At 66.8% G+C, this 20,620-nt stretch carries 26 protein-coding genes and 1 other RNA gene; 21 read left to right on the forward strand and 6 right to left on the reverse strand.

Features of this window, described 5'->3' with window-relative positions:
* Positions 1-16: 16 nt before the first annotated feature.
* Positions 17-1,099, reverse strand: a complete 1,083-nt coding sequence (locus KEC57_RS08290) for a tyrosine-type recombinase/integrase (protein ID WP_229384093.1) — start codon at positions 1,097-1,099, stop codon at positions 17-19.
* On the reverse strand, positions 1,074-1,808 hold the full coding sequence (locus KEC57_RS08295; protein ID WP_229384094.1) for a helix-turn-helix domain-containing protein: 735 nt from the start codon (positions 1,806-1,808) through the stop codon (positions 1,074-1,076). The genes KEC57_RS08290 and KEC57_RS08295 overlap by 26 nt, the downstream gene beginning before the upstream one ends.
* A gap of 127 nt (positions 1,809-1,935) precedes the next feature.
* On the opposite strand from KEC57_RS08295, the gene KEC57_RS08300 reads away from it, so the two are divergent.
* The 20 genes from KEC57_RS08300 to KEC57_RS08395 all read left to right on the forward strand — a co-directional run bounded on the left by KEC57_RS08300 (position 1,936) and on the right by KEC57_RS08395 (position 14,417).
* Complete coding sequence (locus KEC57_RS08300) at positions 1,936-2,127, forward strand: helix-turn-helix domain-containing protein (protein ID WP_229384095.1); 192 nt, start codon at positions 1,936-1,938, stop codon at positions 2,125-2,127.
* A complete protein-coding gene (locus KEC57_RS08305; RefSeq protein ID WP_229384096.1) occupies positions 2,124-2,453 on the forward strand; it encodes a hypothetical protein in 330 nt (109 codons plus the stop codon). The genes KEC57_RS08300 and KEC57_RS08305 overlap by 4 nt, the downstream gene beginning before the upstream one ends.
* Entirely contained in the window at positions 2,453-2,647 is a 195-nt protein-coding gene (locus KEC57_RS08310) for a hypothetical protein (RefSeq protein WP_229384097.1), read from the forward strand. The genes KEC57_RS08305 and KEC57_RS08310 overlap by 1 nt, the downstream gene beginning before the upstream one ends.
* Before the next feature lie 140 nt (positions 2,648-2,787).
* Positions 2,788-3,561 (forward strand): hypothetical protein, encoded by a 774-nt coding sequence (locus KEC57_RS08315; RefSeq protein ID WP_229384098.1) that lies wholly within the window; start codon positions 2,788-2,790, stop codon positions 3,559-3,561.
* Entirely contained in the window at positions 3,558-3,965 is a 408-nt protein-coding gene (locus tag KEC57_RS08320) for a hypothetical protein (RefSeq protein ID WP_229384099.1), read from the forward strand. The genes KEC57_RS08315 and KEC57_RS08320 overlap by 4 nt, the downstream gene beginning before the upstream one ends.
* Positions 3,966-4,039: 74 nt before the next feature.
* The gene (locus tag KEC57_RS08325; RefSeq protein ID WP_229384100.1) at positions 4,040-4,717 is read left to right on the forward strand and encodes a hypothetical protein; all 678 of its coding nucleotides are present in this window, start codon (positions 4,040-4,042) and stop codon (positions 4,715-4,717) included.
* Positions 4,714-5,010, forward strand: coding sequence for a DNA/RNA non-specific endonuclease (locus KEC57_RS08330; protein WP_229384101.1), 297 nt, complete (start codon positions 4,714-4,716; stop codon positions 5,008-5,010). The genes KEC57_RS08325 and KEC57_RS08330 overlap by 4 nt, the downstream gene beginning before the upstream one ends.
* A gap of 170 nt (positions 5,011-5,180) precedes the next feature.
* Positions 5,181-6,686 carry a hypothetical protein gene (locus KEC57_RS08335; RefSeq protein ID WP_229384102.1) on the forward strand — a complete coding sequence of 502 codons (1,506 nt, stop codon included), beginning with the start codon at positions 5,181-5,183 and terminating at the stop codon, positions 6,684-6,686.
* A complete protein-coding gene (locus KEC57_RS08340; protein WP_229384103.1) occupies positions 6,683-6,874 on the forward strand; it encodes a hypothetical protein in 192 nt (63 codons plus the stop codon). Before KEC57_RS08335 ends, KEC57_RS08340 begins: the two co-directional genes overlap by 4 nt.
* Before the next feature lie 46 nt (positions 6,875-6,920).
* Positions 6,921-8,000 (forward strand): phage portal family protein, encoded by a 1,080-nt coding sequence (locus tag KEC57_RS08345; protein ID WP_229384104.1) that lies wholly within the window; start codon positions 6,921-6,923, stop codon positions 7,998-8,000.
* A 1-nt stretch (position 8,001) separates the two neighbouring features.
* A complete protein-coding gene (locus KEC57_RS08350) occupies positions 8,002-9,537 on the forward strand; it encodes a phage major capsid protein (protein ID WP_229384105.1) in 1,536 nt (511 codons plus the stop codon).
* A gap of 18 nt (positions 9,538-9,555) precedes the next feature.
* The gene (locus tag KEC57_RS08355; RefSeq protein WP_229384106.1) at positions 9,556-9,921 is read left to right on the forward strand and encodes a hypothetical protein; all 366 of its coding nucleotides are present in this window, start codon (positions 9,556-9,558) and stop codon (positions 9,919-9,921) included.
* Positions 9,911-10,309 carry a hypothetical protein gene (locus KEC57_RS08360; RefSeq protein WP_229384107.1) on the forward strand — a complete coding sequence of 133 codons (399 nt, stop codon included), beginning with the start codon at positions 9,911-9,913 and terminating at the stop codon, positions 10,307-10,309. The genes KEC57_RS08355 and KEC57_RS08360 overlap by 11 nt, the downstream gene beginning before the upstream one ends.
* Complete coding sequence (locus KEC57_RS08365) at positions 10,309-10,803, forward strand: hypothetical protein (protein WP_229384108.1); 495 nt, start codon at positions 10,309-10,311, stop codon at positions 10,801-10,803. The genes KEC57_RS08360 and KEC57_RS08365 overlap by 1 nt, the downstream gene beginning before the upstream one ends.
* Before the next feature lies 1 nt (position 10,804).
* Positions 10,805-12,211 carry a hypothetical protein gene (locus KEC57_RS08370; protein WP_229384109.1) on the forward strand — a complete coding sequence of 469 codons (1,407 nt, stop codon included), beginning with the start codon at positions 10,805-10,807 and terminating at the stop codon, positions 12,209-12,211.
* Positions 12,212-12,427: 216 nt separating this feature from the next.
* A complete protein-coding gene (locus KEC57_RS08375; RefSeq protein ID WP_229384110.1) occupies positions 12,428-13,285 on the forward strand; it encodes a hypothetical protein in 858 nt (285 codons plus the stop codon).
* A 40-nt stretch (positions 13,286-13,325) separates the two neighbouring features.
* A complete protein-coding gene (locus KEC57_RS08380) occupies positions 13,326-13,646 on the forward strand; it encodes a hypothetical protein (RefSeq protein WP_229384111.1) in 321 nt (106 codons plus the stop codon).
* A gap of 97 nt (positions 13,647-13,743) precedes the next feature.
* Positions 13,744-13,959: a hypothetical protein gene (locus KEC57_RS08385; RefSeq protein ID WP_229384112.1), complete on the forward strand. Its 216-nt coding sequence runs from the start codon at positions 13,744-13,746 to the stop codon at positions 13,957-13,959.
* Positions 13,960-13,963: 4 nt separating this feature from the next.
* Positions 13,964-14,173 (forward strand): hypothetical protein, encoded by a 210-nt coding sequence (locus KEC57_RS08390; RefSeq protein ID WP_229384113.1) that lies wholly within the window; start codon positions 13,964-13,966, stop codon positions 14,171-14,173.
* 10 nt (positions 14,174-14,183) lie between these two features.
* Positions 14,184-14,417, forward strand: a complete 234-nt coding sequence (locus KEC57_RS08395; RefSeq protein WP_229384114.1) for a hypothetical protein — start codon at positions 14,184-14,186, stop codon at positions 14,415-14,417.
* Between the two features lie 264 nt (positions 14,418-14,681).
* Here the strand turns inward: KEC57_RS08395 and KEC57_RS08400 are convergent, their stop codons facing one another.
* From KEC57_RS08400 to KEC57_RS08410, 3 genes are read right to left on the reverse strand one after another with little or no spacing between them, the layout of a single operon-like run.
* Positions 14,682-17,684: a bifunctional [glutamine synthetase] adenylyltransferase/[glutamine synthetase]-adenylyl-L-tyrosine phosphorylase gene (locus tag KEC57_RS08400; protein WP_229384115.1), complete on the reverse strand. Its 3,003-nt coding sequence runs from the start codon at positions 17,682-17,684 to the stop codon at positions 14,682-14,684.
* 13 nt (positions 17,685-17,697) lie between these two features.
* Positions 17,698-19,035, reverse strand: a complete 1,338-nt coding sequence (gene glnA, locus KEC57_RS08405) for a type I glutamate--ammonia ligase (RefSeq protein ID WP_229384116.1) — start codon at positions 19,033-19,035, stop codon at positions 17,698-17,700.
* A gap of 37 nt (positions 19,036-19,072) precedes the next feature.
* Entirely contained in the window at positions 19,073-19,300 is a 228-nt protein-coding gene (locus KEC57_RS08410) for an SPOR domain-containing protein (RefSeq protein ID WP_229384117.1), read from the reverse strand.
* A gap of 99 nt (positions 19,301-19,399) precedes the next feature.
* Here KEC57_RS08410 and ppgK point away from each other — a divergent pair, with 99 nt between their 5' ends.
* Positions 19,400-20,161, forward strand: a complete 762-nt coding sequence (gene ppgK, locus KEC57_RS08415) for a polyphosphate--glucose phosphotransferase (protein WP_229384118.1) — start codon at positions 19,400-19,402, stop codon at positions 20,159-20,161.
* A 13-nt stretch (positions 20,162-20,174) separates the two neighbouring features.
* Here the strand turns inward: ppgK and rnpB are convergent.
* Positions 20,175-20,565: RNase P RNA component class A (gene rnpB / locus KEC57_RS08420), an RNA gene on the reverse strand.
* Between the last annotated feature and the right edge of the window lie 55 nt (positions 20,566-20,620).

A 20,620-nucleotide genomic window follows, 5' to 3' on the forward strand; every position in this document is an offset into this window, starting at 1 on the left:
GGCCTCTAGTCCGCGTTTAGTCCGCAGAATCTGACGAAGAGCCCTCCGAGTCCGCGCTCGGGGGGCTCTTTCGCGCGCCCAGCACGGCCGCGACGGCGGCGCGCGACGTGTCGTCAGTGTCCGGCCACAGATGCCCGTACGTATTGAGCGTGACCGTCGCGGAGGCGTGCCGCATCCGGGCCTGCACGACCTTCACGTCGAGGCCTGCCGCGATCAGCATCGACGCGAAGTAGTGCCGCAGATCGTGGATCCGAAACCCCGGCGGGAGACCCTTCACCTTGACGCGGGCTTCGTCCCAGACGCGGTTCAGTTGGTAGGCGGTCACTCCGCGGCCGAACACTCCGGGCACCACCTTCCGGGTGCCGACGTTCTGGCGCAGCATCTTCGCGAGCTCGAGCGGGATCGGGATCGACGTTCCCGAGAGGTCGCTCTTGAGGTCCTCGTCGTCGTGCTGCACCTCGGGCGTGATGACGCCGGACTCCCAGTCGACGTCGTCGATGTCGAGCGCGGACATCTCGCCGGCGCGCAGACCCGCGAACGCTCCGAGGAGCACCACGTTCCGGTATCCGGGTTTCAGGGCGTCGTGCAGTGCCCACACCTGCTCCGTGGTGGCCACGTACGGCTTCTGCTTCGGAGCAGGCGGTGACGTGCGCCTGGAGCAAGGGTTCTTGACCAGCACGCCGTCGTGCACGGCATCCGAGAGAATCTGGCTCAGGCGACGGTGCAGGGCGTAAACGTAGCTGGGCGCATAGGTCTTCTGAAGCTCCGCGGTCCACGCCTTCACATCGGACGGGCGGATCGTGCGCAGCTGACGGCTACCGAACTTCGCGCGAATGAGCTTCGCGTGAACCTCCGCCGCTCGGAGCGTCCGGGGCTTGTTCGACGCGTACCCGGCGAGCCAGGTATCGAGCCACTCCCCCGCCGTCATCTTCGACGTCGTCGGGTTCACCCACGTGCCGGCCTGCATCGCCGCCGTGGCCTCGTCAAGCCACGTCTGCGCATCCCGCTTCAGATTCGCGTGCTTCGCGTACTCCTGGCCGTCTGGCCCCCGGTAGCGGGCGCGCCACTTCCCATCAGGGCGCTGCTTGATGCTCGCCATCAGCGTGCGTTCTCTCCGGCTGGGCGTCCTCAATGCTTGGCAATAGTCCCTTGGTCGACCGCGGGTCGGGCTGCTTCTCCCCCGTCAACTCCTGGAGCGCGAGCGCAAGCGACAGGTAGTTCGCCACAGCGGCATCGTGGTCTCGAAACATTTCGTCGATCTCGACTGCGCGAGTCTCGTCCCTGCGTGCCACCGCTTCGCGCAAATCCAGACCCACCCGCCAGCCGAATGACTCGCCAGAGTCCAACGCGCTCGCGATCTCGGGCAACCGGTCGCCAAACCCCCACGCTCTCGCGGTGTCGACTATCTTCTGGCGAATCGTGTCAACGCGTGCGTCCGCTCCGTAGAGCGATACGGCTGTCCTCAATACCGCCGTCGCACGTGCCGACGCGCCTGTCGACATTGAGGATGACGCCCCCCGAAACATCTGCGTGAGCTTCCCGACGCTGTATGCCCACTTGCCCACGACGTGGTGGGAGAAGGGGCGATCCACCGGGAGCATAAGTACGAGTGGAGGCACATCGAGCGCTTGGCTTAGCGCGATCACCTCCGAAACGGTGATGTCGGTGCGCCGGTTGTTCTCGATATTTGCGATGACGGATCGCGTGAGTCCTGCCCGCTCTGCGAGTTCATGGGCGCTGAACCCCGCGAGTTTGCGATAGCGCGCCAAGCGCTTCCCGATCGTCTCCTCGGAGCCTTCATGTGCCATAGAGACACACTAGCGCGGCGGTTGCGCTCGTCGGGAGCAATCGGGCATACTGTGTTGTGAAAGCACAGATCAACGCAGTGTGGCCCGAATCGACACGAATCTGGCCGTGGCATGGAGGGAGCAAGTGATGCAGGATAACGACGCACCAGATCTGTTGTTCGTCGATGAGGTGGCAGCCAAGCTGCGCCGTTCGGTGGACGCGGTCCGATGGCTCATCAACACGAAGCAGCTCAAGGCAGCCAAGCTCGGGGGTCGCGTGGTCGTCCGGCGCGCCGACCTCGAAGCGTTCATCGACGCCGCGTTCGCGGAGGTGTCGTGAGCACCCGTGCACGCCCTGCTGTCCTCGACGGTCTCTCGGTGGAGGCGGACGCGTCGATCGACGCGGAGACGAAGGCGAAGGTCGAGGTCGTCGTGCTCGACATCCTCCGTGTGGCGGGGGCGTCGACGGATGACGTGATCGTCGCGCTGTACGAGTCCCGTGTGGAGCACTTCCCCGGAGTGCCGCGCGTGACCCCTCAGCGGGTCCGTACCGCACGCGCAGCGTGCGTGCGGCGAGGGCTTGTCGGAGCACATCCGACTCCCGGCACGTCGCGGGTCGGCAATCGCGCCACCCGCTGGCAGCTGACCGTGAGGAAGGACGCCTGATGGTGAACGATCCGACGGCGCGGCGCGCGGAGAAGTCCGTGGCCGCTGCCGCGATGACCGACACGATCGCGATCAATGGCGGCGAGCCCTTGAGGGTCTCACGGGCAACCTCGAAGGCGATCACGAGCCAGTTGGACATCCAGTACAGCCCGAGCGCCGGCGAGTACTTCGCGACCCTCAAGGCCGACCAGTGACGCGCCGAGCACACGACGCGCATATCCGTGAGCAGACGTTCGCGGTCGAGAGCTGCGCGTACTGCGCAGATGAGAAGAATGCCCCCGGTTCGGCGGCCACCGAGCCCGAGGGCGAAGATCCCACCCTTGAAGGAGAAATCATGTCCATCATCGCAGACACGAGCCCGATCGTCGACGAAGTCGCGCAGGAGGTCGCTCACTGCTTGCGCGAGCTCGAGGCGGGTGCCTTCCAGATCGTCGTGACGGGCGGCCCGTTGTTCATGGAGGCGGAGGAACGGGTCGACCTGTTCCGAGACCTTCGCATCGACGAGGACCAGGCGCGCCTCGACATCGAGAACGGAAAATCGCACTGGTTTGCCGACTTCTATCGACCGGATGGCACCCGTGTGGGGCGCGAGCGCACTGACGAGGGCTGGTTTGACCGGGAACTCGCATCGATCCGTCGCATCGATATGACCACGCAGAACGGCCTCGCCCGGACCACATCCGGCTACCTCATGGTCTCGCGCGGCTCTTGGATCCCGCGTGAGATCGTCGATATCCCGGAAGGCCGAGCCCTACGTTCGATCACCGTACGGAGCCATACCGCCCAGGTCTTCGCAGCCGCGGCCGCGGCAGAAGCCGCGTTCATCGCGGCGAACCCCGCCATCACTGCAGCCAAGCCCGCATGGGCGGATCATGTGGAGATCTTCGACATCGACCCTGCCCCGACCGAGGGCGTCTTGGTGACGTACGTGCTCGAGAACGCGAGCGCGCGCGTCTCCATTCACGGCGTGTACCTCGACGGCACCATCATGATCGAAGACCCCCGACCGTACTTCGCTCTCGAGCACGAGGCCGAGGGCACTGCATCCGCGCGCGAGGCGATCGCACTCATGCAGGAGCTCGTCGACGCCGTGGAGGCGGCACTGTGACCGTCGTCGACGCCCGGTTTGCTGGCGGCCAGATCGCCGTCCAACGCGGCGAGCTTGACGGCCAGCCCGTGGTCGACCTCGTGCTCCCCGGCGCGCAACGCATCCCGCTGCGCCTGCACGAGGCCGATAACCTCGCGAACGCGCTTCTCGAACGTGGAGAGTACACAGAGGAGGGCACCAACCGTCGTGAGGCCGCCGAGAACGTCGTGCTCGGCCGCGATGCCGGGACGCTCAACCCGAGCCACGTGCTGTTCGTCAACACGTACCCGTTGGAACTGGACCAGCCCGCGGCTCTCGCCTTCGCGTCTCGACTGATCGAGCTCGCCGCCCAGCTGCCCGCCCCGCCCCGGATCCTGCGCCGCCGTACCGACGTCGATGCACATCTGACCCTCGGGGATGTGTGACGACGAACACCAGCATCCTGACCCGCCGGAGCGCTCACTCCCGCGGGTCAGGATCGCGTTCGGAAGGAGCCCGTATGGGCGCTAATCTCGTCGGCCGAACGTTCAGCTATCGAGCGCACGTGCCTGTGCTCAGCCAGACCGAGTTCGACCTCCTCGTGTACATGTCGCTGACCGCGCTCGACAACGACACTCCCCCGCTCTACTTCGACTCTCGCGAGTCCTCAGCGCTCGCGCTCGGCCGTATCGTTCCCGACGCTGTCGCACCCGACGACCCCAGATGCGACGAGGTCGATCGTGAGCGCACGGCGGCATTCCAGCGCGTCAAGGTCGCGATCCAGGGCCTCGTCGCGTTGGGCGCGATCGAGCGCGTCAGGCAGGGCGGGAACGGGCACCGAGCCGAGTTCGCGATCGTCCTCAACGTGCCCGTCTCGCAGACCACAGACGAGTACCGAAAGCGACTCCGAAAGCCCCGGCGAGCCGCTCCGCGCAGGGGTACGGCTGACGTACCCCTGACCCCTGTGGATAACCCCGGGGTCAGGACCACTCACCGACCCCCCAGGGGTACGTCGAACGACTCTCTCAGGGGTACGTCCGACGTACCTGTTGGGGTACGCCCGGCGTACCCCTCAGCGGTACGCCCGACGTACCCCTTAGAAGGAACCACAGAGGAATACCAGGAACACAAGAGGAAGAACATCACCAACGCAAGCACCTCACCAGAGCCTGTGGACAATTCGCAAAGGGCATCATGACCAGTCACCACAAGCACCCGACGTACGTCCGAAACGCCCGCATCATCCGGACCGCGACGAACCAGCGACTGAAGTCCGGGATCGCCGTGCAGTGCATCGGATGCGGCGGGCCGATCACCCCCGAGCAACGCTTCGACGTCGGCCACCGCATCGACGCCAGCCGAGGCGGATCCCATGACCTCGACAACCTCGGCCCGCAGCACCGTCGGGAGAACCGTTCAGCGGGCGGCCGCATCGGCGCACTGCACACCAACGCCCAGTCCCGACGAGCGAGAGGCCTCCCGACATGGTGACGAACCGATGCGACCAGCCGAACAAGACCGGCGGCACATGCCGACGCCGCACCCGTGACGGTGCGCCCTGCCACCAGCACCGCAACGCTGAGCGCCGCGATGACGCGACAGCATCCGCGACAACGACCCCGACCCCCGCTTCTTTGAGAGGGCCTTCACAACCCCCGGGCATGGCCCTCACAGGCGACTTTTTGTTCGGCGAGGAGGGCTGGCTCGCGCTGCGCACCGAAGCGCTCACGCCGTTGCACGTGTCGGAGCTCGTGACGACCGAGCGGGACCGACGCGAGTTCCTCCGCGGCGCGACGATGCTGCGGTTCTTCGGCGAGCGGGCGATGACGGGCCGGGCACCTCGGCCGCAGCAGCTCGTCGTGGTCGATGCGCTCGCCGCGGGTCGGCAGCGGAACGCGTGCCTGTTGCCGCGCCGGTCTTCGAAGTCGACGACGCTGATCGCGATCGGGCTAGGGCGGGCAGAGTCGCGGGAGGACTACCGTGTCGGGATCCTCACGCTGACGACGGGCAAGGCTGGACGGTCCCGTTTCCTGAAGGACGTGGTGCCGGCGCTCGAGCGGTCCGCGGTGCCGTGCAAGGTCATCAAGTCCGCAGGGCAGGAGCGGGTCGAGTTCCCCGGCTCGGGCGGGATCGTGCAGTGGCTGTCGTCGATCGAGGATCTCCGTGGTGAGGCGTTCGACCTGATCATCCTCGACGAGGCGGGCGAGGCGGACCCGCAGAAGGTGGAGGACACGCTCGCCGCGGCGATGCCGACGCTCGACACCCGCCGGGACGCGCAGGTCGTCGTCGCCGGGACGGCGGGGAAGTACCGCACCGGGAACATGCTGTGGGAGTGGCTCGAACTCGGCAGGGCGGGCCGCGCAGGAATCGTGGAGTACGCGATGCCCGACCGGGTACAGGACGAGGACCTGTCGACGTGGGAGGCGATCGAGCCGCTCGTGCTCGCATCCCACCCCGGCATCGGGACGCTCACGACCGCCGAGGTCATCCACGAGCGCTACGAGACGCTGCCGCGCCTGGTGTTCATCGCGGAGTATGGCGGGATATTCGGCGACGAGGGCGGCACGGTGTCGCTGTTCGACGCGCTCAAGTGGGCGCGCACCGGTGTTGACGGGGACCCGGCGAGGGTGCCACTGCCGGAGCGGTGGTCGCTGTCGTTCGCCCCGCACCCGGACCAGCTGTGCGTGTCGATCATGGCCGGGTGGCGCGACGACGAGGGCCGTGCGGTGGGGATGCTGCTGGACCGCATCACCGGGATTGATGACGCCGCGCCCGCGCTGCTGCGGCTGGCGCGGAAGTACAAGGTCCCGATCGTGCATGACGCCGGCTCGCAGGTGGCCGCGCTGATCGTGTCGAAGCTGATGCAGAAGAACCCTCGCCCCCGCGTCGAGGCGTACCACTTCGTCGACGTGAAGAAGGCCGCGTCGCTGATCGTGGACGAGGTCGACCGGGAGAACGTCGTGCACTGGTCCCGGCAACTTGAGCTCAACGAGGCCGTGCACAAGGCCGTGAAACGCAAGGCCGGTGACCGCGGATGGCTGGTCGGCCGGGACCCGAAGAAGCCGGATGACGATGTGACAGGAGTCGAAGCATGGGCGTTGGCGTTGCTGCACTACGACAGCACGAAACCGAAGCGGCGCATGAAGGCCGTGGTCGCGGCAGCATGACCAGCCGCATCCGTCTCGACGCGACGAAGATCAGCGTCGTCGTGACGTGCACGGACTGCCCGCACTGGTCGGCGTTCCGGTTCACGAAGCGCGACGCGTGGCAGGCGGCCAGGGCGCACGAGAAGCGCGCGCACCCGGGCGCGACGCAGGCGACATCGAACCTCGCGAAACACGCCGACACGCCGTAGCTGCTCCGCGCTTTCAGCGCGCATAAGCCGGACTGACGCTTCGTATGTGGCGTGGTTCGACAAGATATTCCGCAGACCGGTGCAGCTGATGGACTTCGTCCAGGCTGCGCCAGTCGCGTTCGGGTTGGAGTCCCCGAACCAGACCTCGACACTCGCGAAGGTCACGTTCTCGGAGTACTTCACCGGCGAGCTGGGCGAGGTGTCGCGGGAAGCGGCGATGCAGATCCCCGCGCTGAAGAAGGCCCGCGACATCTACATCGGCATCATCGCCGGGATGCCGCTGAAGGAGTTCCAGGGCAACACCGACACCACGCCCGGATGGCTCAAGAACACCGCCACCGGGATCAGCCCCTGGCATCGCGCCGCGTACACGTTCGACGACCTGTTCTTCTACGACTGGTCCGCATGGGCGGTCGACCGCGACAAGAGCGGGCAGATCACCGACGGGATCCGTGTCCCCTGGGAACGATGGGAGGCCAACGACCACGGCCAGGTCCTCGTCGACGGCCGCACCGTGTCCGCCGAGCAGATCATCCTCATCCCCGGCAACGGGTCCGGCGGGATCCTCGCGTGCGGTGCGTCCACGATCAAGGGATACCGGGCGCTTGAGCGGGCATGGATCGGGCGGGCGCAGAACCCGATCCCGCTGATCGAGCTGCACCAGGTCACTGACGACGAACTCACCGACGGCGAGCCCGCCGATGAGGAAGACACCGAGCCGGACAACGAGATCCAGGACCTCATCGACACGTGGGCCGCGGCCCGCACGTCGCCGACCGGCGCGGTCGGGTTCACTGACAACCGTGTCGAGGTGCGCGTGCACGGCACCGTGAACACCGACCTGTATGTCGAGGGTCGCAATGCCGCCGTGCTCGATATCGCCCGTCTCGTCGGGATGCCGGCCGCGCTGCTGGACGGATCGCAGTCGACCGCGTCGCTGACGTACTCCACGCAGGAGTCGAAGCGCAACGAGTTCGACGACTACTCGCTGCCGATGTGGACTTCGCCGATCGAAGCACGCCTGTCGCTCGACGACGTGTCCCCCGCCGGCCGGGTGATCCGCTTCGACCAGTCCGGTCGCCGCGCCACCGCCGCGCCCACGATCACCCAGCCACAGGAGGACTGAGATGACCGATGCACTGTTCGCCGTGGACGTCGCGAAACGACGCATCCGCGGCCTGCTGATCCCGTACGGGGAACTGTCCAGCCCGTCCGTGAACGGCACTGAGCCGGTGATGTTCGCGAAGGGCAGCGTGACGCTGCCCGCCGACCCGTCGATCGTGACTCTCAACGACGGACACGACCAGCTCGAACCCCGCGGCCGCGCCGTCAGCCTCGAGGACACCGACGCCGGCGTGGTGGCAGAGTTCGAGATCGCCCGCACCCCGGAGGGTGACGCGCTGCTCGCCGCCGCCCAGGCGATGCCACGCCCGTCACTGAGCGCCGAACTCCGCGGCCTGGTACGTCGAGGCGTCAACGCTGTGACAGCGCACCTGCGGGGTGCCGCAGTCGTCCCCGCAGGTGCGTTCCAGTCCGCCGCCCTGTTCGCCGCGCTCGACCCGATCACGGAAGACGACATCAGCGATGACCTCGTCGACCGGATCGCCGACGCCGTGATCGAGAAGCTCCAGACCCCCGAGGCCACCCCCGAAGAGAAGAAGGAAGACATGACCGCATCTGCTGCTGTCGTGCCGGATGGCCTCACGCCCCCGGCCGCACCGAAGAAGGACCTCACCACCGCCGACGGCCTGTTCGCGGCCGTCGCCGCGTTCAAGTCCGGCAACGCCGACGCCGTGAAGCCGTACGCCGGCGGCGACGCGCTGTTCGCGATCTCCACCATCCAGCACGCCGGCCCGACGACCGTCACGATCGGCGCGGACGTGCAGACTCCGGCGTACGTCGGGCAGCTGTGGAAGCGTCGCCGCTACGCCCGCCGGTTCGTGCCGCTGCTCTCCCACGGCGTCCTCACCTCGTACAAGGTCATCGGGTGGCAGTGGGACGACGGCAAGGAGCCGGTCGTCGGCGACTACGCCGGCAACACGGCCGAGATCCCGTCGAACGCGATCGACACCAAGCAGGTGACCGCGGATGCCGCGCGCATCGCCGGTGGTCACAAGATCGACCGCCGGTACCTGGACTTCAACGACCAGGGCGTGATCGCGAGCTACTTCGACCACATGGTCGAGGACACCGCCCGCAAGACCGACGCGAAGGCGCTGGCCGCGATCATCGCGAACGCGACCGTGACCGCACCTGGCACCGTCCCGTCCGGCATCGCCAAGGGCCTCGCCGCGATCGTGGACGGTGCGCTCGACGTCATCGGCACCGAGAACGCGCCGTCGTTCGCGGTCGTCTCCCCGGAGCTGTGGCGCGACATCATCCTGTCGCCCAAGGACGACGTACTCGAGTACCTCAACGCCGGCTTCGGACTCGAGGAGGGATCCCTGCAGGGCTTCAAGATCCTCCCCGGCGCGGTCGGCACCGGGAAGGTCATTGTCGGCGCGAACGAGGCGCTCACGTTCCACGAGCTCGGCGGCGAAGCGCCTATCCGTGTCGAGGGCATCGATCCCCACCACGGCGCGTTCGACCCGGCCGTGTTCGCCTACTGGGCGGTCATGGTCAACAACGCCGCCGCGGTCCGCTCCGTCACCGTCGCGGCCTGACCCACAGGGGCGTAGACGATGGCCACCTGGCATACCCCCGAGACGCTGCGCGAAGAGTGGACCGACGCTGACACGATCAGCGACGACACGCTCGACGCGCTGCTCGAGGTCGCCCAGGATCAGGTCATCGCCTACGCCCCTTCCCTTCCCGCGGTCGACGTCGCCTGGGTGGACGGTTATCTCGTCCCGGAGTCGCCGTCGAGCATCCCCACCCGCTATGCGTACGCGCAACTCCGGCAGGTGCAGAACCTCTGGAACGCAGGCCGCGTGGACACCACCGGCGGCATCGGAGACGGTGGCGACTTCGTCATGCGCCCGCACCCGCTCGACTGGCACGTGAAGGCCATCATTCGACCTAAGCGAGGCAAGCCCCGTGTCCGATGACCAGACCGTTCGCGCCTATCTCGTCGAGCAGTTGAACCTGCCCGACGACTGGCTCGTCATCCCCGAGCAGCGCTTCCCCGAGACGCTGAGCGTGACGACCGTCGTGCTGCAGCACACTCGCATCGAGCACCTGGCCGCCGCCCCAATCGGGAACCTCGAGCACCAGGTCGTACTCTCCGTGCTCGACCCTCACACCGACATCGCCGCAGCAGAGAACGCGCTCGACGATGCCGTGACTGAGGTGATCGGCCGTATCGATGCGCACTCACGAATCGGATGGACGACCGCCGACAAGGTCATGCACCGCGATACCTACCCGGCGTGGAACATCACGCTCACTGTCATCACCGGGCGTCCTCCGCTGCCCGCCCCGCCTGAGGCGGAATAATGACGGGCCGCATCTCACTGCTCGTCTCCCGCGACCTGTCGACGCTCATCCAAGCGGCGCAGTCGCTCGACCGGGAAGTCGCCGCGCAGAACCGCAGGCACACGCGCGCCAACGTCGAGCCGATGTGGCGTGAGGAGATCACGCATCGCACCGGCACCCGACTGCAGACCCGCGTGCTCGTCGACACGGCCCGGGTGAGCGTCACCGACACGAACGTCACCCTCAAGTCGGCGCACATCAGCAAGGTGCACGGCACGCCCGCCGACCTGCTCAAGGGTGGTGCCGAGTTCGGCGCGAACGAGAACAAGGTCATCACCGTGAAGCGCAAGGGCCGCACCTACAGGCGCCGGCTCGGGAACGCGTTCGGCGGGCCGCGCCGCGCCGGCAACGTATTCCACCCGGCCGCGTACGCGTTCATCCCGCGTGCCTCGTCGCTGTGGATGCAGACCACCTATCGCACGGTCGCAGAGACCTTCGAGAAGGCGGGCGCCTGACATGGCCAAGGGCTACACCGTTGGCATCGCGTCCGAGACGAAGGCCTTCAAGCAGGGCATCGAGTCCGGCGTCATCGACCCGCTCGAGGACGCGCAGCGAGAGCTGCTCGCACTCGGGCGGAGCCGCGGCCCCGAGCAGCTGGAGACCGACCTCAAGGGCGCGCAGAAGGCGACCGAGAAGCTCTCTGAAGAGATCGACACCACCCGTCGCGACCTCGAGCGGATGGGCCGCTCAGGCAAGGACTCCGCGCAGGACATCGGCGAGGGTCTGTCGACGGTCAAGGATGAAGCGCGACAGTCCGGCAAGGAAGCAGCAGCGTCGTTCTCGGGAGAGTTCGACGACGTCGCCGACTTCGTACAGGAAGTGATCGCGAACGCGTTCGAGGGTTTCGGCCCCGCAGGAGCGGCCGCAGGCATCGCGGTCGCCGCCGTGATTGGCACGGTCCTGAGCAACGCGCAGGCCGCGCAGGAGAAGCTCGCCGACGCCCGTGAGAAGGCTGTCGATCTCGCGTCCACGATGTACGAGAACGGCGGCAAGCTCCCGATCGCCGAGCGGGTCGAGGAACTCCTGACCTACCTCGGCTCGGAGCGCCTGGCCCGCAACCCGGTCGAGAAGATCGCCGACAACTTCGTCGACCTCGGCACCAACATCGACGAGGCACGTGACGCCGCCCGGACGGCAAGGGTCCCGTTCGAGGATCTCGTGAAGGCGCTGTCTGGGTCGAACCTCTCCGACTCCCGCAGCATGCTCAGCGCGATCAACGACGAACTGGCACGCCTCGACCGCGCCGCCGGCGACGTCGACCTCACAGCCTGGCAGGAGCAGAAAGACGCGCTATCGAACGTCAAGACCGAGCTCGAGTCCGTCATCAAGCAGTCCGAGCTTGCCCGTGACCTGTACAACTCGACGGAGTTCCTCAGCACGCAGAAGCTCGAGAGCCTCGCCGAGGCGTGGCGAAACGCCGCGGTCGACGCGGGCGGCTACTTCACACAGACCGAGGAAGGCGCAACCTCGTTCGACTGGTCGGCTTACCTCACCGACGGGGAAGCGACCATCGCGGCCGCAGACGAGATGAAGGCGCGCCTGGTGGGGATGCCGCCCGACATCAAAGCCGAGGCTGAACGGATCTTCGCTGAGCAGGGAGCGGTGTCCGCGAACGAGTACACCAAGGCGTACGAGTCCGCATCGGCGGCCGACAAGTCCCGGTTCATCAGCATGGCGACAGCGAACGGTGAGGCCGCGGGACTCGCGCAGGCCAACGCGCTCAAGAACGCATTCGGCACCCCGCAGCTCGAAGCCGTTGCGAAAGTTCGTCTCGATAAGAGCGAGTGGGATCGGTGGGTGCCGAATCCGAAGACGGGTGTGCTGATGGCGCAGGTCTCCCGCACGATCAACGAGTGGGAGTAGTGGAATGCACACTAACGAGATCGAGTCGGCAACATCCCTTGAGCTCGGGACCCCGCTCGCAGCACCGCTGCAGCCTCACATGCCCCGACATGAAGCGATGAAGCCGCGGGGAACGGCGGAGTGGAAGTGACGACGAAGCAGAACGACATCGTCTGGACCGCCGCGACAACCGACCAGATCATCTCCCGCTATCTCCCCGTGGTGAACGGGCACATCGTGAACAACTACCGCGGGATCGCGAGGCGCGGCAACTGCCTATGTTCTGTCGAGGATCTACAACAGATCGCGGCAATGCAACTCGTCACGCTGGCCGCGGAATGGGACGCGATCTGCGCGAGCAAGCAGATCCTTCGCGACGACGAACAAGGACCGCTGTTCTGGGCGTTTCTCAAGCACCGGGTGAAGCAGGCTGTGCTCGAGTTCTTCAATCGCGCAGGGAGCAAGGGCGTCGGCGCAATCTCTCTCGACGAAACCGCGACTGAAGATGCCAAGGACTTCCGGACATCGCTCCATGCCCCCGGCGACACGCCTGTCGCACAGATCATCCGCCGCGACCTGGTCGACTTCTTCGAGATCATGCCTCGACGCGACAAGGTTCTCATCGCCCTCCGCTACTACGACGAGTTGCCATGGTCGCAGGTCGCCGACATTCTGTCCGCCAACGTGCAGACCACCAGAAATCTGTCGTACCTGGTGGAGGAACGCTGGCGTGTGCACGCCCGCAACATGTTCACCGACTATCCGACGGAGGAAGTCCCGCGACGGGCGAAGCATTGGGATCTGCCGGAGACGCTCGAGGTGTATCTCCGCACCCGGCACCGCAAGGACCTTCCCGGTTACCTCTGGTTCGTGACAACGTGTTTCCGAGAAGACGTCTCGTACCTTGTCGACGTCCTCGGCAACGAGCACATCAAGATGCCGGGCGCGTTCGAGCCCACACTGTCACCCTTCCAGCAAGCGCAGATTGATGCGATGCTGCGCGACGGCGTAAGTACGCTCGAGATCGGGCGCCTCCTCGGGCTGTCCCGCGGCGTCATCAGCACACACGCAAAGCGCCGCCACGCCGCCGCGTGATTCTGGGAGGCGTCAGTGCCCCCCCTGGCAGGATGACGTCATGACCGATGACTACGCGGCCCAACTCGAGGTGAGGTTGCGACTGCAGGCTGTGCTGTCCGCGGCTGTGCGGTACGACGACGCCAAGACCGATCCGAGCGAGGAGACCGCGGCGCAGAGAGAGCTCTTCGCCGCAAGTCGATCACTGCTGGCTTCCGGAGACCACCCTCCGGAGTTCTATGTCTCCCTCGTCGCTGACGCAGCAATGCGCTACGTCAACTCGGCCGCCAACGATCTGGGCATCGACCTCCCCGCCGAGCTGTTGACGATCGAGCTCGATCTGCTCACAAAGATCACCGACGACGACGCCACCGATGATTGACCGGTGAGCACGCAGCCGCGGCGGCACGCGTCCCGAACAACGTCGGAGCCGATGGCTACAGTGGCGGGATCCGAACCTTTGAATGGGGGCCCGAACCATGGGTGTGAAGATCCACTACAACGGCACGACCTACGAACCGATGGAACTCGACGCCGAGCAGGCAGAGCGCGACATCGTCGACCTCATCGCGGACGGTGGCGGCGCGTACCGCGTGAACACGAATGGCGGATGGATCAGCCTCGTGGTGACGCCGAGCATCCCGCTGGTGATCGAGCATCTCGAGCCGGTCGACGTGATGTCGACGATCGGCTGATCCGATGGTCAGCAGCTGGCGTGAACTCATCCTCGAAGGCATCCAGCAATGCCACACGGCGACAGCGATCGCCGTCCAGCTGAAGACGCACCGGGATCCAGCCGTTGCCGAACTGGCCAAGGCTGTTCACTTCCTCTCGTTCGGCATCCAACAGATCGGACTCGCTCTCTCTGATGAAGGCCGCATCGACGATCTGCCGATCCGACGCGCGTAGTTCGCATCCGATGCGCGTGAAGATCCATTACGGCGGCGAGGTCTACGAGTCGACACAACTCCGCGCCGACCACGTCGAGCGGGAGATCGCCGACATCGTCTCCGGCGGTGATTGTGGCTTCCTACGAGTCAACACGGCAGCCGGCTGGGTGAGCCTGCTCGTGACTCCCAACATCCCGATTGCTGTAGCGTCCGACACCTCCGTCGAGCCGAAGTCCGACTACAACTGGTTCACGCCTGAGTAGGTCCGCAGACGTCTCGTGGAGGTCCGCAGAAAGTCCGCAGAAGTCCCACAACCCCCCCATCATCGACACTCGCGGACAACGTGGAAACCGCGGAATCACGCGGGAGACACCACCCACCGCCACCCACCGCGAACCCGGCGAAACTCCGAGCTGTACTTCGGCGTCTGAGCCGTAACCGGATGTGAGAAGGGGCCCTGGGAGACCAGGGCCCCTTTCTGCATCTGCGCGTGGGATGCGCGCGCCGACGTCTATTGGGTCGGCCGATCAGCCGTAGAACAGCTTCTCGAACACGCGGCGCGCGCGCCGTGTCGTGCCGAGGTAGTCCTCTTCGACCGCGGTCGCCGACCGCGGCGGGTACTCGAGCAGTCGGCCGATGCCGTCGAGCTTCTTGCGATCGACCGGGAGGACGTCACTCGTCTGTCCTGACAGCAGCGTGTTCGCCGACCGCAGACGACTTGCCAGGCGCCAGGCCTCCGCGAGCCGGTCTGCGGCGTTGGTGGCGACGATCCCCGCCTCTTCTGCGGCGCGCAACGCTCCCAAGGTCGAGGTCGTCTGCATCGTCGGAACGCTGTGCGCATGCTCGAGCTGCAGCATCTGGACGAGCCACTCGACGTCGCTGAGCGATCCGGGGCCGAGTTTGAGATGGCGTGCGGGATCGACGCCTTGCGGCAGGCGCTCGTTCTCGACGCGCGCCTTGATGCGCTTGATCTCGCGCACGGCCTTGTCGTCGACGGAAGCCGGATAGCGCACCTGATCGGCGAGTTCCATGAACGCACGGATCAGCTTGACGCTTCCCGCGACGCCACGCGCACGCAGCAGCGCCTGTGCCTCCCACGACAGCGACCACCGGCGGTAGTACTCCGCATATGCGTCGAGCGAGCGTGCGATGGGGCCGTTGCGACCTTCCGGACGCAGGTCTGCGTCGAGGTCCAGCGGGACGCGGTGGTCCTCGGAGTAAGTCCGCAGTGCCGACACGATCTTGAGCGCCAGTTCGTGGGCTCGCTGCGGATCGACGCCGTTGGCCCGGTACACGTACATGACGTCGGCATCCGACCCGAAGCCGAGTTCCGCTCCACCGAAACGGCCCATCGCGATCACCGAGAAGTCCAGAGCTGCGTCTTCGGGGGGCACGGTGTCGCGTCGCACCGCGCGCAGTGTCGCCTGGATCGTCACATCGGTGATCGTGGTGAGCCCCTCCGCGACCTCTTCGATGGTCACTGTGCCAAGGATCGCGGCCATCGCGACCCGCAGTTGCTCCCGCCGCCGGAGTGCGCGCACTGCCCGCATCGCCTCGTCCACCGTGTCGTGGCGCATCTGGATGGCACGCGCCTCTTCTTGCAGCGCGAGTCCGGAGCGCGGTCGCAGAAGATCGGGGTCGTCGAGCCAGGCGGCCGACTCTGGGATCCACTCCATCAGCTCTCCGACGTACCGCGAGCCCGAGAGCACTCGGGACAGGCTCTCGGCCGCGCCGGATGAATCGCGCAGCATCCGCAGGAACCAGTGCGTGTCGCCGAGTCGTTCGCTCAGACGACGGAACGTGAGCAGGCCGTAGTCGGGGTCGACGCCGTCGGCGAACCACCGGATCATCACCGGCATGAGGTGACGCTGGATCGTGGCTTTGCGGCTCAGACCGCTCGTGAGCGCCGCGATGTGACGGAGCGCGCCGGCAGGGTCGGTGAAGCCGATCGCCGCGAGGCGGTCGTGCGCCTGCGCAGTCGAGAGCCCGCGCTCGTCGGCCGAGAGGGCGGCGACGGCGGACAGGAGCGGACGATAGAACAGCCGGACGTGGATGTCGCGCACCTCGCGCTTGACCGACTCCCACAGGCTCCAGATGCCGTCGGCCGTCTCGGCGAGCCCGCTGGCCCGCGCCAGCACACGCAGATCGTCCGGTCGGGACGGCATCAGATGAGTGCGACGGAGGTGGCGAAGCTGCACCCGGTGCTCGAGCAGTCGCAGAATCCGATAATCCCGCGAGAAGACGGATGCCTCGGCTCGGCCGATATAGCCTTCGGCGACCAGCGCATCGAGCGCGTCGAGAGTGCCGCGCTGGCGGATGCGCTCGTCGCTGAGGCCGTGCACGAGCTGCAGGAGCTGGACGGTGAACTCGATGTCGCGGATGCCGCCCGGCCCCAGCTTGAGCTGGTACGCCACCTCTTCGGCGGGGATATGTTCGGTCACGCGCTCGCGCATGCGTTGAACGCTGTCGACGAAGTTCTCTCGTGCAGCGCTTGTCCAGATCTTCGGCTGCACGGCCTCGACGTACGCCGCGGCCAGCGTCTCGTCGCCGGCGATCGGGCGCGCTTTCAGCAGCGCCTGGAACTCCCAGCTCTTCGCCCATCGGTCGTAGTAGGCGAGGTGCGAATCGAGCGTGCGAACGAGAGCGCCCTGCTTGCCCTCGGGCCGTAGATTCGCGTCGACCTCCCACAACGGTGGTTCGATCTCGATGCCCGAGATGCCCCGCATCGTCTGCACGGCCAGTCGTGTGGCGATGTCGACGACGCGGCTCTCGCCGAGCTCGGCGGTGGTGGCGTCGTCGGCGCCGCCCACGAAGATCACGTCGACGTCGCTCACGTAGTTCAGCTCACGCGCGCCGGTCTTGCCCATGCCGATGATCGCCAGTCCCGTGCGGGCGACCTGGTCACGCGGGAATAGGCCAGCCCCGGCGACTCCGCCCGACACGCGTGTGCGGGCGACGGCGAGGGACGCTTCCAGCGCCGCGCCCGCGGCATCTGCCAGAGCCGCGGACACCGCCGCGATCTCGTCGACCGGCGACGCGCTCAGCAGATCGTACGCCGCGATGCGGGCGAGGATCCGCCGGTAGCGCACTCGGAGAGCGACCCAGGCGTGCTCGCTGCTGTCGGAGGCGAATCCCTCGACAGCGTCGACGGAGTCGAGCAGGCTCTCGCGCATCTGGCCGGCGGAGGGCAGGGTGGGCCCGGCATCCGCCAGCAGTGCCACCTCGGCGGGATGCCGGAGGAAGAACTCTCCGAAGCCGGTGGATGCACCCAGGAGCGCCCACAGGGCGCGCCACGCCTGGGGATCGGCACGCGCTTGGCGAACGACCGCTGCGTCGCGCCGCGCCAGTCGGGTCAACCCGATGAGCGCTTCGTCTGGATCGGCGGCGTGCGCCGCGGCCTCGAGTGCTGCCGAGCGCGGAACACCGGCATCCGTCTCGAGTTCATCGAGGAGACCGTCCGCCTCGGCGAGCCGGCTGAAGCCGAGCCGCGCCAGATAGGTGAGGGAACCGGATCGTTCGCTCGCAGTCATGCGGGACCTGACGTCAGAGCATCTCGAGGTTGCTCTTGAGCTCGAAGGGCGTCACCTGCGAGCGGTACTCCTGCCACTCGCGGCGCTTGTTCAGCAGCACGTAGTTGAACACCTGCTCGCCGAGGGTCTCGGCAACGAGCTCCGACTCCTCCATGTACTCCAGAGCATGGTCGAGGCTGGCAGGCAGCGGCGCGTAGCCCAGTGCGCGGCGTTCGGAGTCGTTGAGCGACCAGACGTTGTCCTCGGCTTCGGCCGGGAGCTCGTACTCGTTCTCGATCCCCTTGAGGCCCGCCGCGAGCATGAGCGCGAACGACAGGTAGGGGTTCGCCGCCGAGTCGAGTGCACGGTACTCGACGCGCGAGGACTGCCCCTTGCTCGGCTTGTACAGCGGCACGCGCACCAGCGCGGAGCGGTTGTTGTGGCCCCAGCAGATGAAGCTCGGTGCCTCATCGCCGCCCCACAGCCGCTTGTACGAGTTGACGAACTGGTTGGTGACGGCCGAGATCTCGTTGGCGTGGCGCAGCAGGCCGGCGATGAACTGACGGCCCACCTTCGAGAGCTGGTACTGGGCGCCCTCTTCGTAGAAGGCATTCACGTCGCCCTCGAAGAGCGACATGTGGGTGTGCATGCCGCTGCCCGGCTTGCCGGTGAGGGGCTTGGGCATGAACGTCGCATAGACGCCCTGCTCGATCGCGACCTCTTTGATGACGGTGCGGAACGTCATGATGTTGTCGGCGGTTGCGAGGGCATCGGCGTAGCGCAGATCGATCTCGTTCTGGCCGGGTCCGCCCTCGTGGTGACTGAACTCCACTGAGATGCCGAGGTCTTCGAGCATGCGCACGGAACGGCGGCGGAAGTCATGAGCGGTGCCGCCCGGGACGTTGTCGAAGTACCCGGCGGAGTCGACCGGCTCAGGACCCTCCGTGCCGAACGACGACGACTTGAGGAGATAGAACTCGATCTCGGGGTGCGTGTAGAAGGTGAACCCGGCATCCGCGGCCTTGGCCAGCGTGCGCTTGAGAACGTGACGCGGGTCGGCGACCGCGGGCTGACCGTCGGGAGTCGTGATGTCGCAGAACATCCGCGCGGTCGGATCGATCTCGCCGCGCCACGGCAGGATCTGAAAAGTGGTGGGGTCGGGATGAGCGAGCAGGTCGGACTCGTACGAGCGCGTCAGACCCTCGATCGCAGAGCCATCGAAGCCGAGGCCCTCGCTGAACGCGCCCTCAACCTCCGCCGGTGCGATGGCGACCGACTTGAGCGTGCCGATGACGTCTGTGAACCACAGCCGTACGAACTTGACACCCCGCTCCTCGATCGTCCTCAGAACGAAGTCACGCTGCTTGTCCATCGCATCCTCTCCGGTGCCCGCTGCGGCCGTTGCCAGACTACTGGTCGTCGCCCGTCTCGCCCGACACCGTGCCGGTTCCCCACGAGTCGGCACGCGCTTCCTCTTCGGCCCATGCCTTCGACCGCGCTCGAATCACATCGGGGGCTTTCGCGGCCTCCTCCGGTGTGTCGAACGGGCCGGCACGGTCGACGGAGGGCGATTCGAAGCCCTTCTCCACCTCGCCGGTCTTGAGGTTGTACCAGTACTTCTCACTGTCGCTCGTCATGGCGGGCTCCTCGGTCGTCGGGGGTTCCCCTCGTTGGCTCGATCCTAGTGATCACGGCTGCTTCGCACCCGGGTCGCGCGCCGTGGATAGGCTGTGCCCATGGCATCTGACGTGGCGCGCGCCGTCGGCGTGGACATCGGCGGCACCGGGATCAAGGCGGGGGTCGTCGATCTCGACCGTGGTGAGCTCATCAGCGACCGCGTCAAGGTCGCGACTCCGGCAGGGGCTCAGCCGCCCGACGTGCTGGCGGCAGTCACCGAAGTCTTGTCGGTGCTGGGCGTCAGCGACGATGCGATCCCGCTCGGCGTGGCGTTCCCCGCGATCGTGAAGAACGGGCGAACGCTGTCGGCGGCGAACGTCTCCGACGAATGGATCGGGTTCGAAGCCGAGAAGTTCTTCGAGGACGGGCTCGGCCGCGACATCCATTTCGCCAACGACGCGGATGTCGCCGGTGTCGCCGAAGCCCGGTACGGCGCCGCGAAGGACCAGCCGGGCCTGACGATCCTCACGACTCTCGGCACCGGCATCGGCTCGGCGCTGCTGTACAACGGCGTTCTGGTTCCGAACTCGGAACTCGGCCACGTGCAGCGCGCCCGGCACGGGAAAGATGCGGAGGCGTATGCCGCCTATTCCGCGATGGAACGTCACGACCTGTCGTGGACGCAGTGGGCCAAACGGCTGCAGTGGTACTACAGCCACATCGAGTTCCTGTTCAGCCCCGACCTGTTCGTGGTCGGCGGCGGTGTGTCCAAGCACTCCGACCAGTTCCTCCACCTGCTGTCGCTGAACACGCCGATCGTTCCCGCGGTGCACCGAAACAATGCGGGCATCATCGGCGCCGCTGCGCTGGCGCGCGGCTGACGCTCTGAGAGGGCGAATGGGCCGGCCTGTACGCCGGGTTCTGTCCGGGGGCCGAAGCCCCGTGGACGGTCATCTCTCTCGGCGACACGTTGCCGTGCCGCTCTAGCGGCCTACCCGAGGACTCGGCGAGCCGCGTCAGCATCCTCTGTCTGGCCTTGCTCCGGGCGAGGTTTACCTTGCGGGTCGTGTCACCACGACCCCGGTGGTCTCTTACACCGCCGTTTCACCCTTACCGCGGCCGGCACTTCGACGAGCGAAGCGACCGGTGCGGCGGTCTGTTTTCTGTGGCACTGTCTCGCGGATCACTCCGGGTGGGTGTTATCCACCGCCCTGCTCTGTGGAGCCCGGACGTTCCTCGGCGCGATACGGCGAACCGCACGCGACGCGACCGTCCAGCCGACCCATTCGCGAGCACGATCCTACGTGATGCCGCGCGGAGCGCCTCGGAGCGTCCCGGTT

It is taken from the genome of Microbacterium allomyrinae (assembly GCF_020682705.1).
Taxonomy (GTDB): Bacteria; Actinomycetota; Actinomycetes; order Actinomycetales; family Microbacteriaceae; genus Microbacterium; species Microbacterium allomyrinae.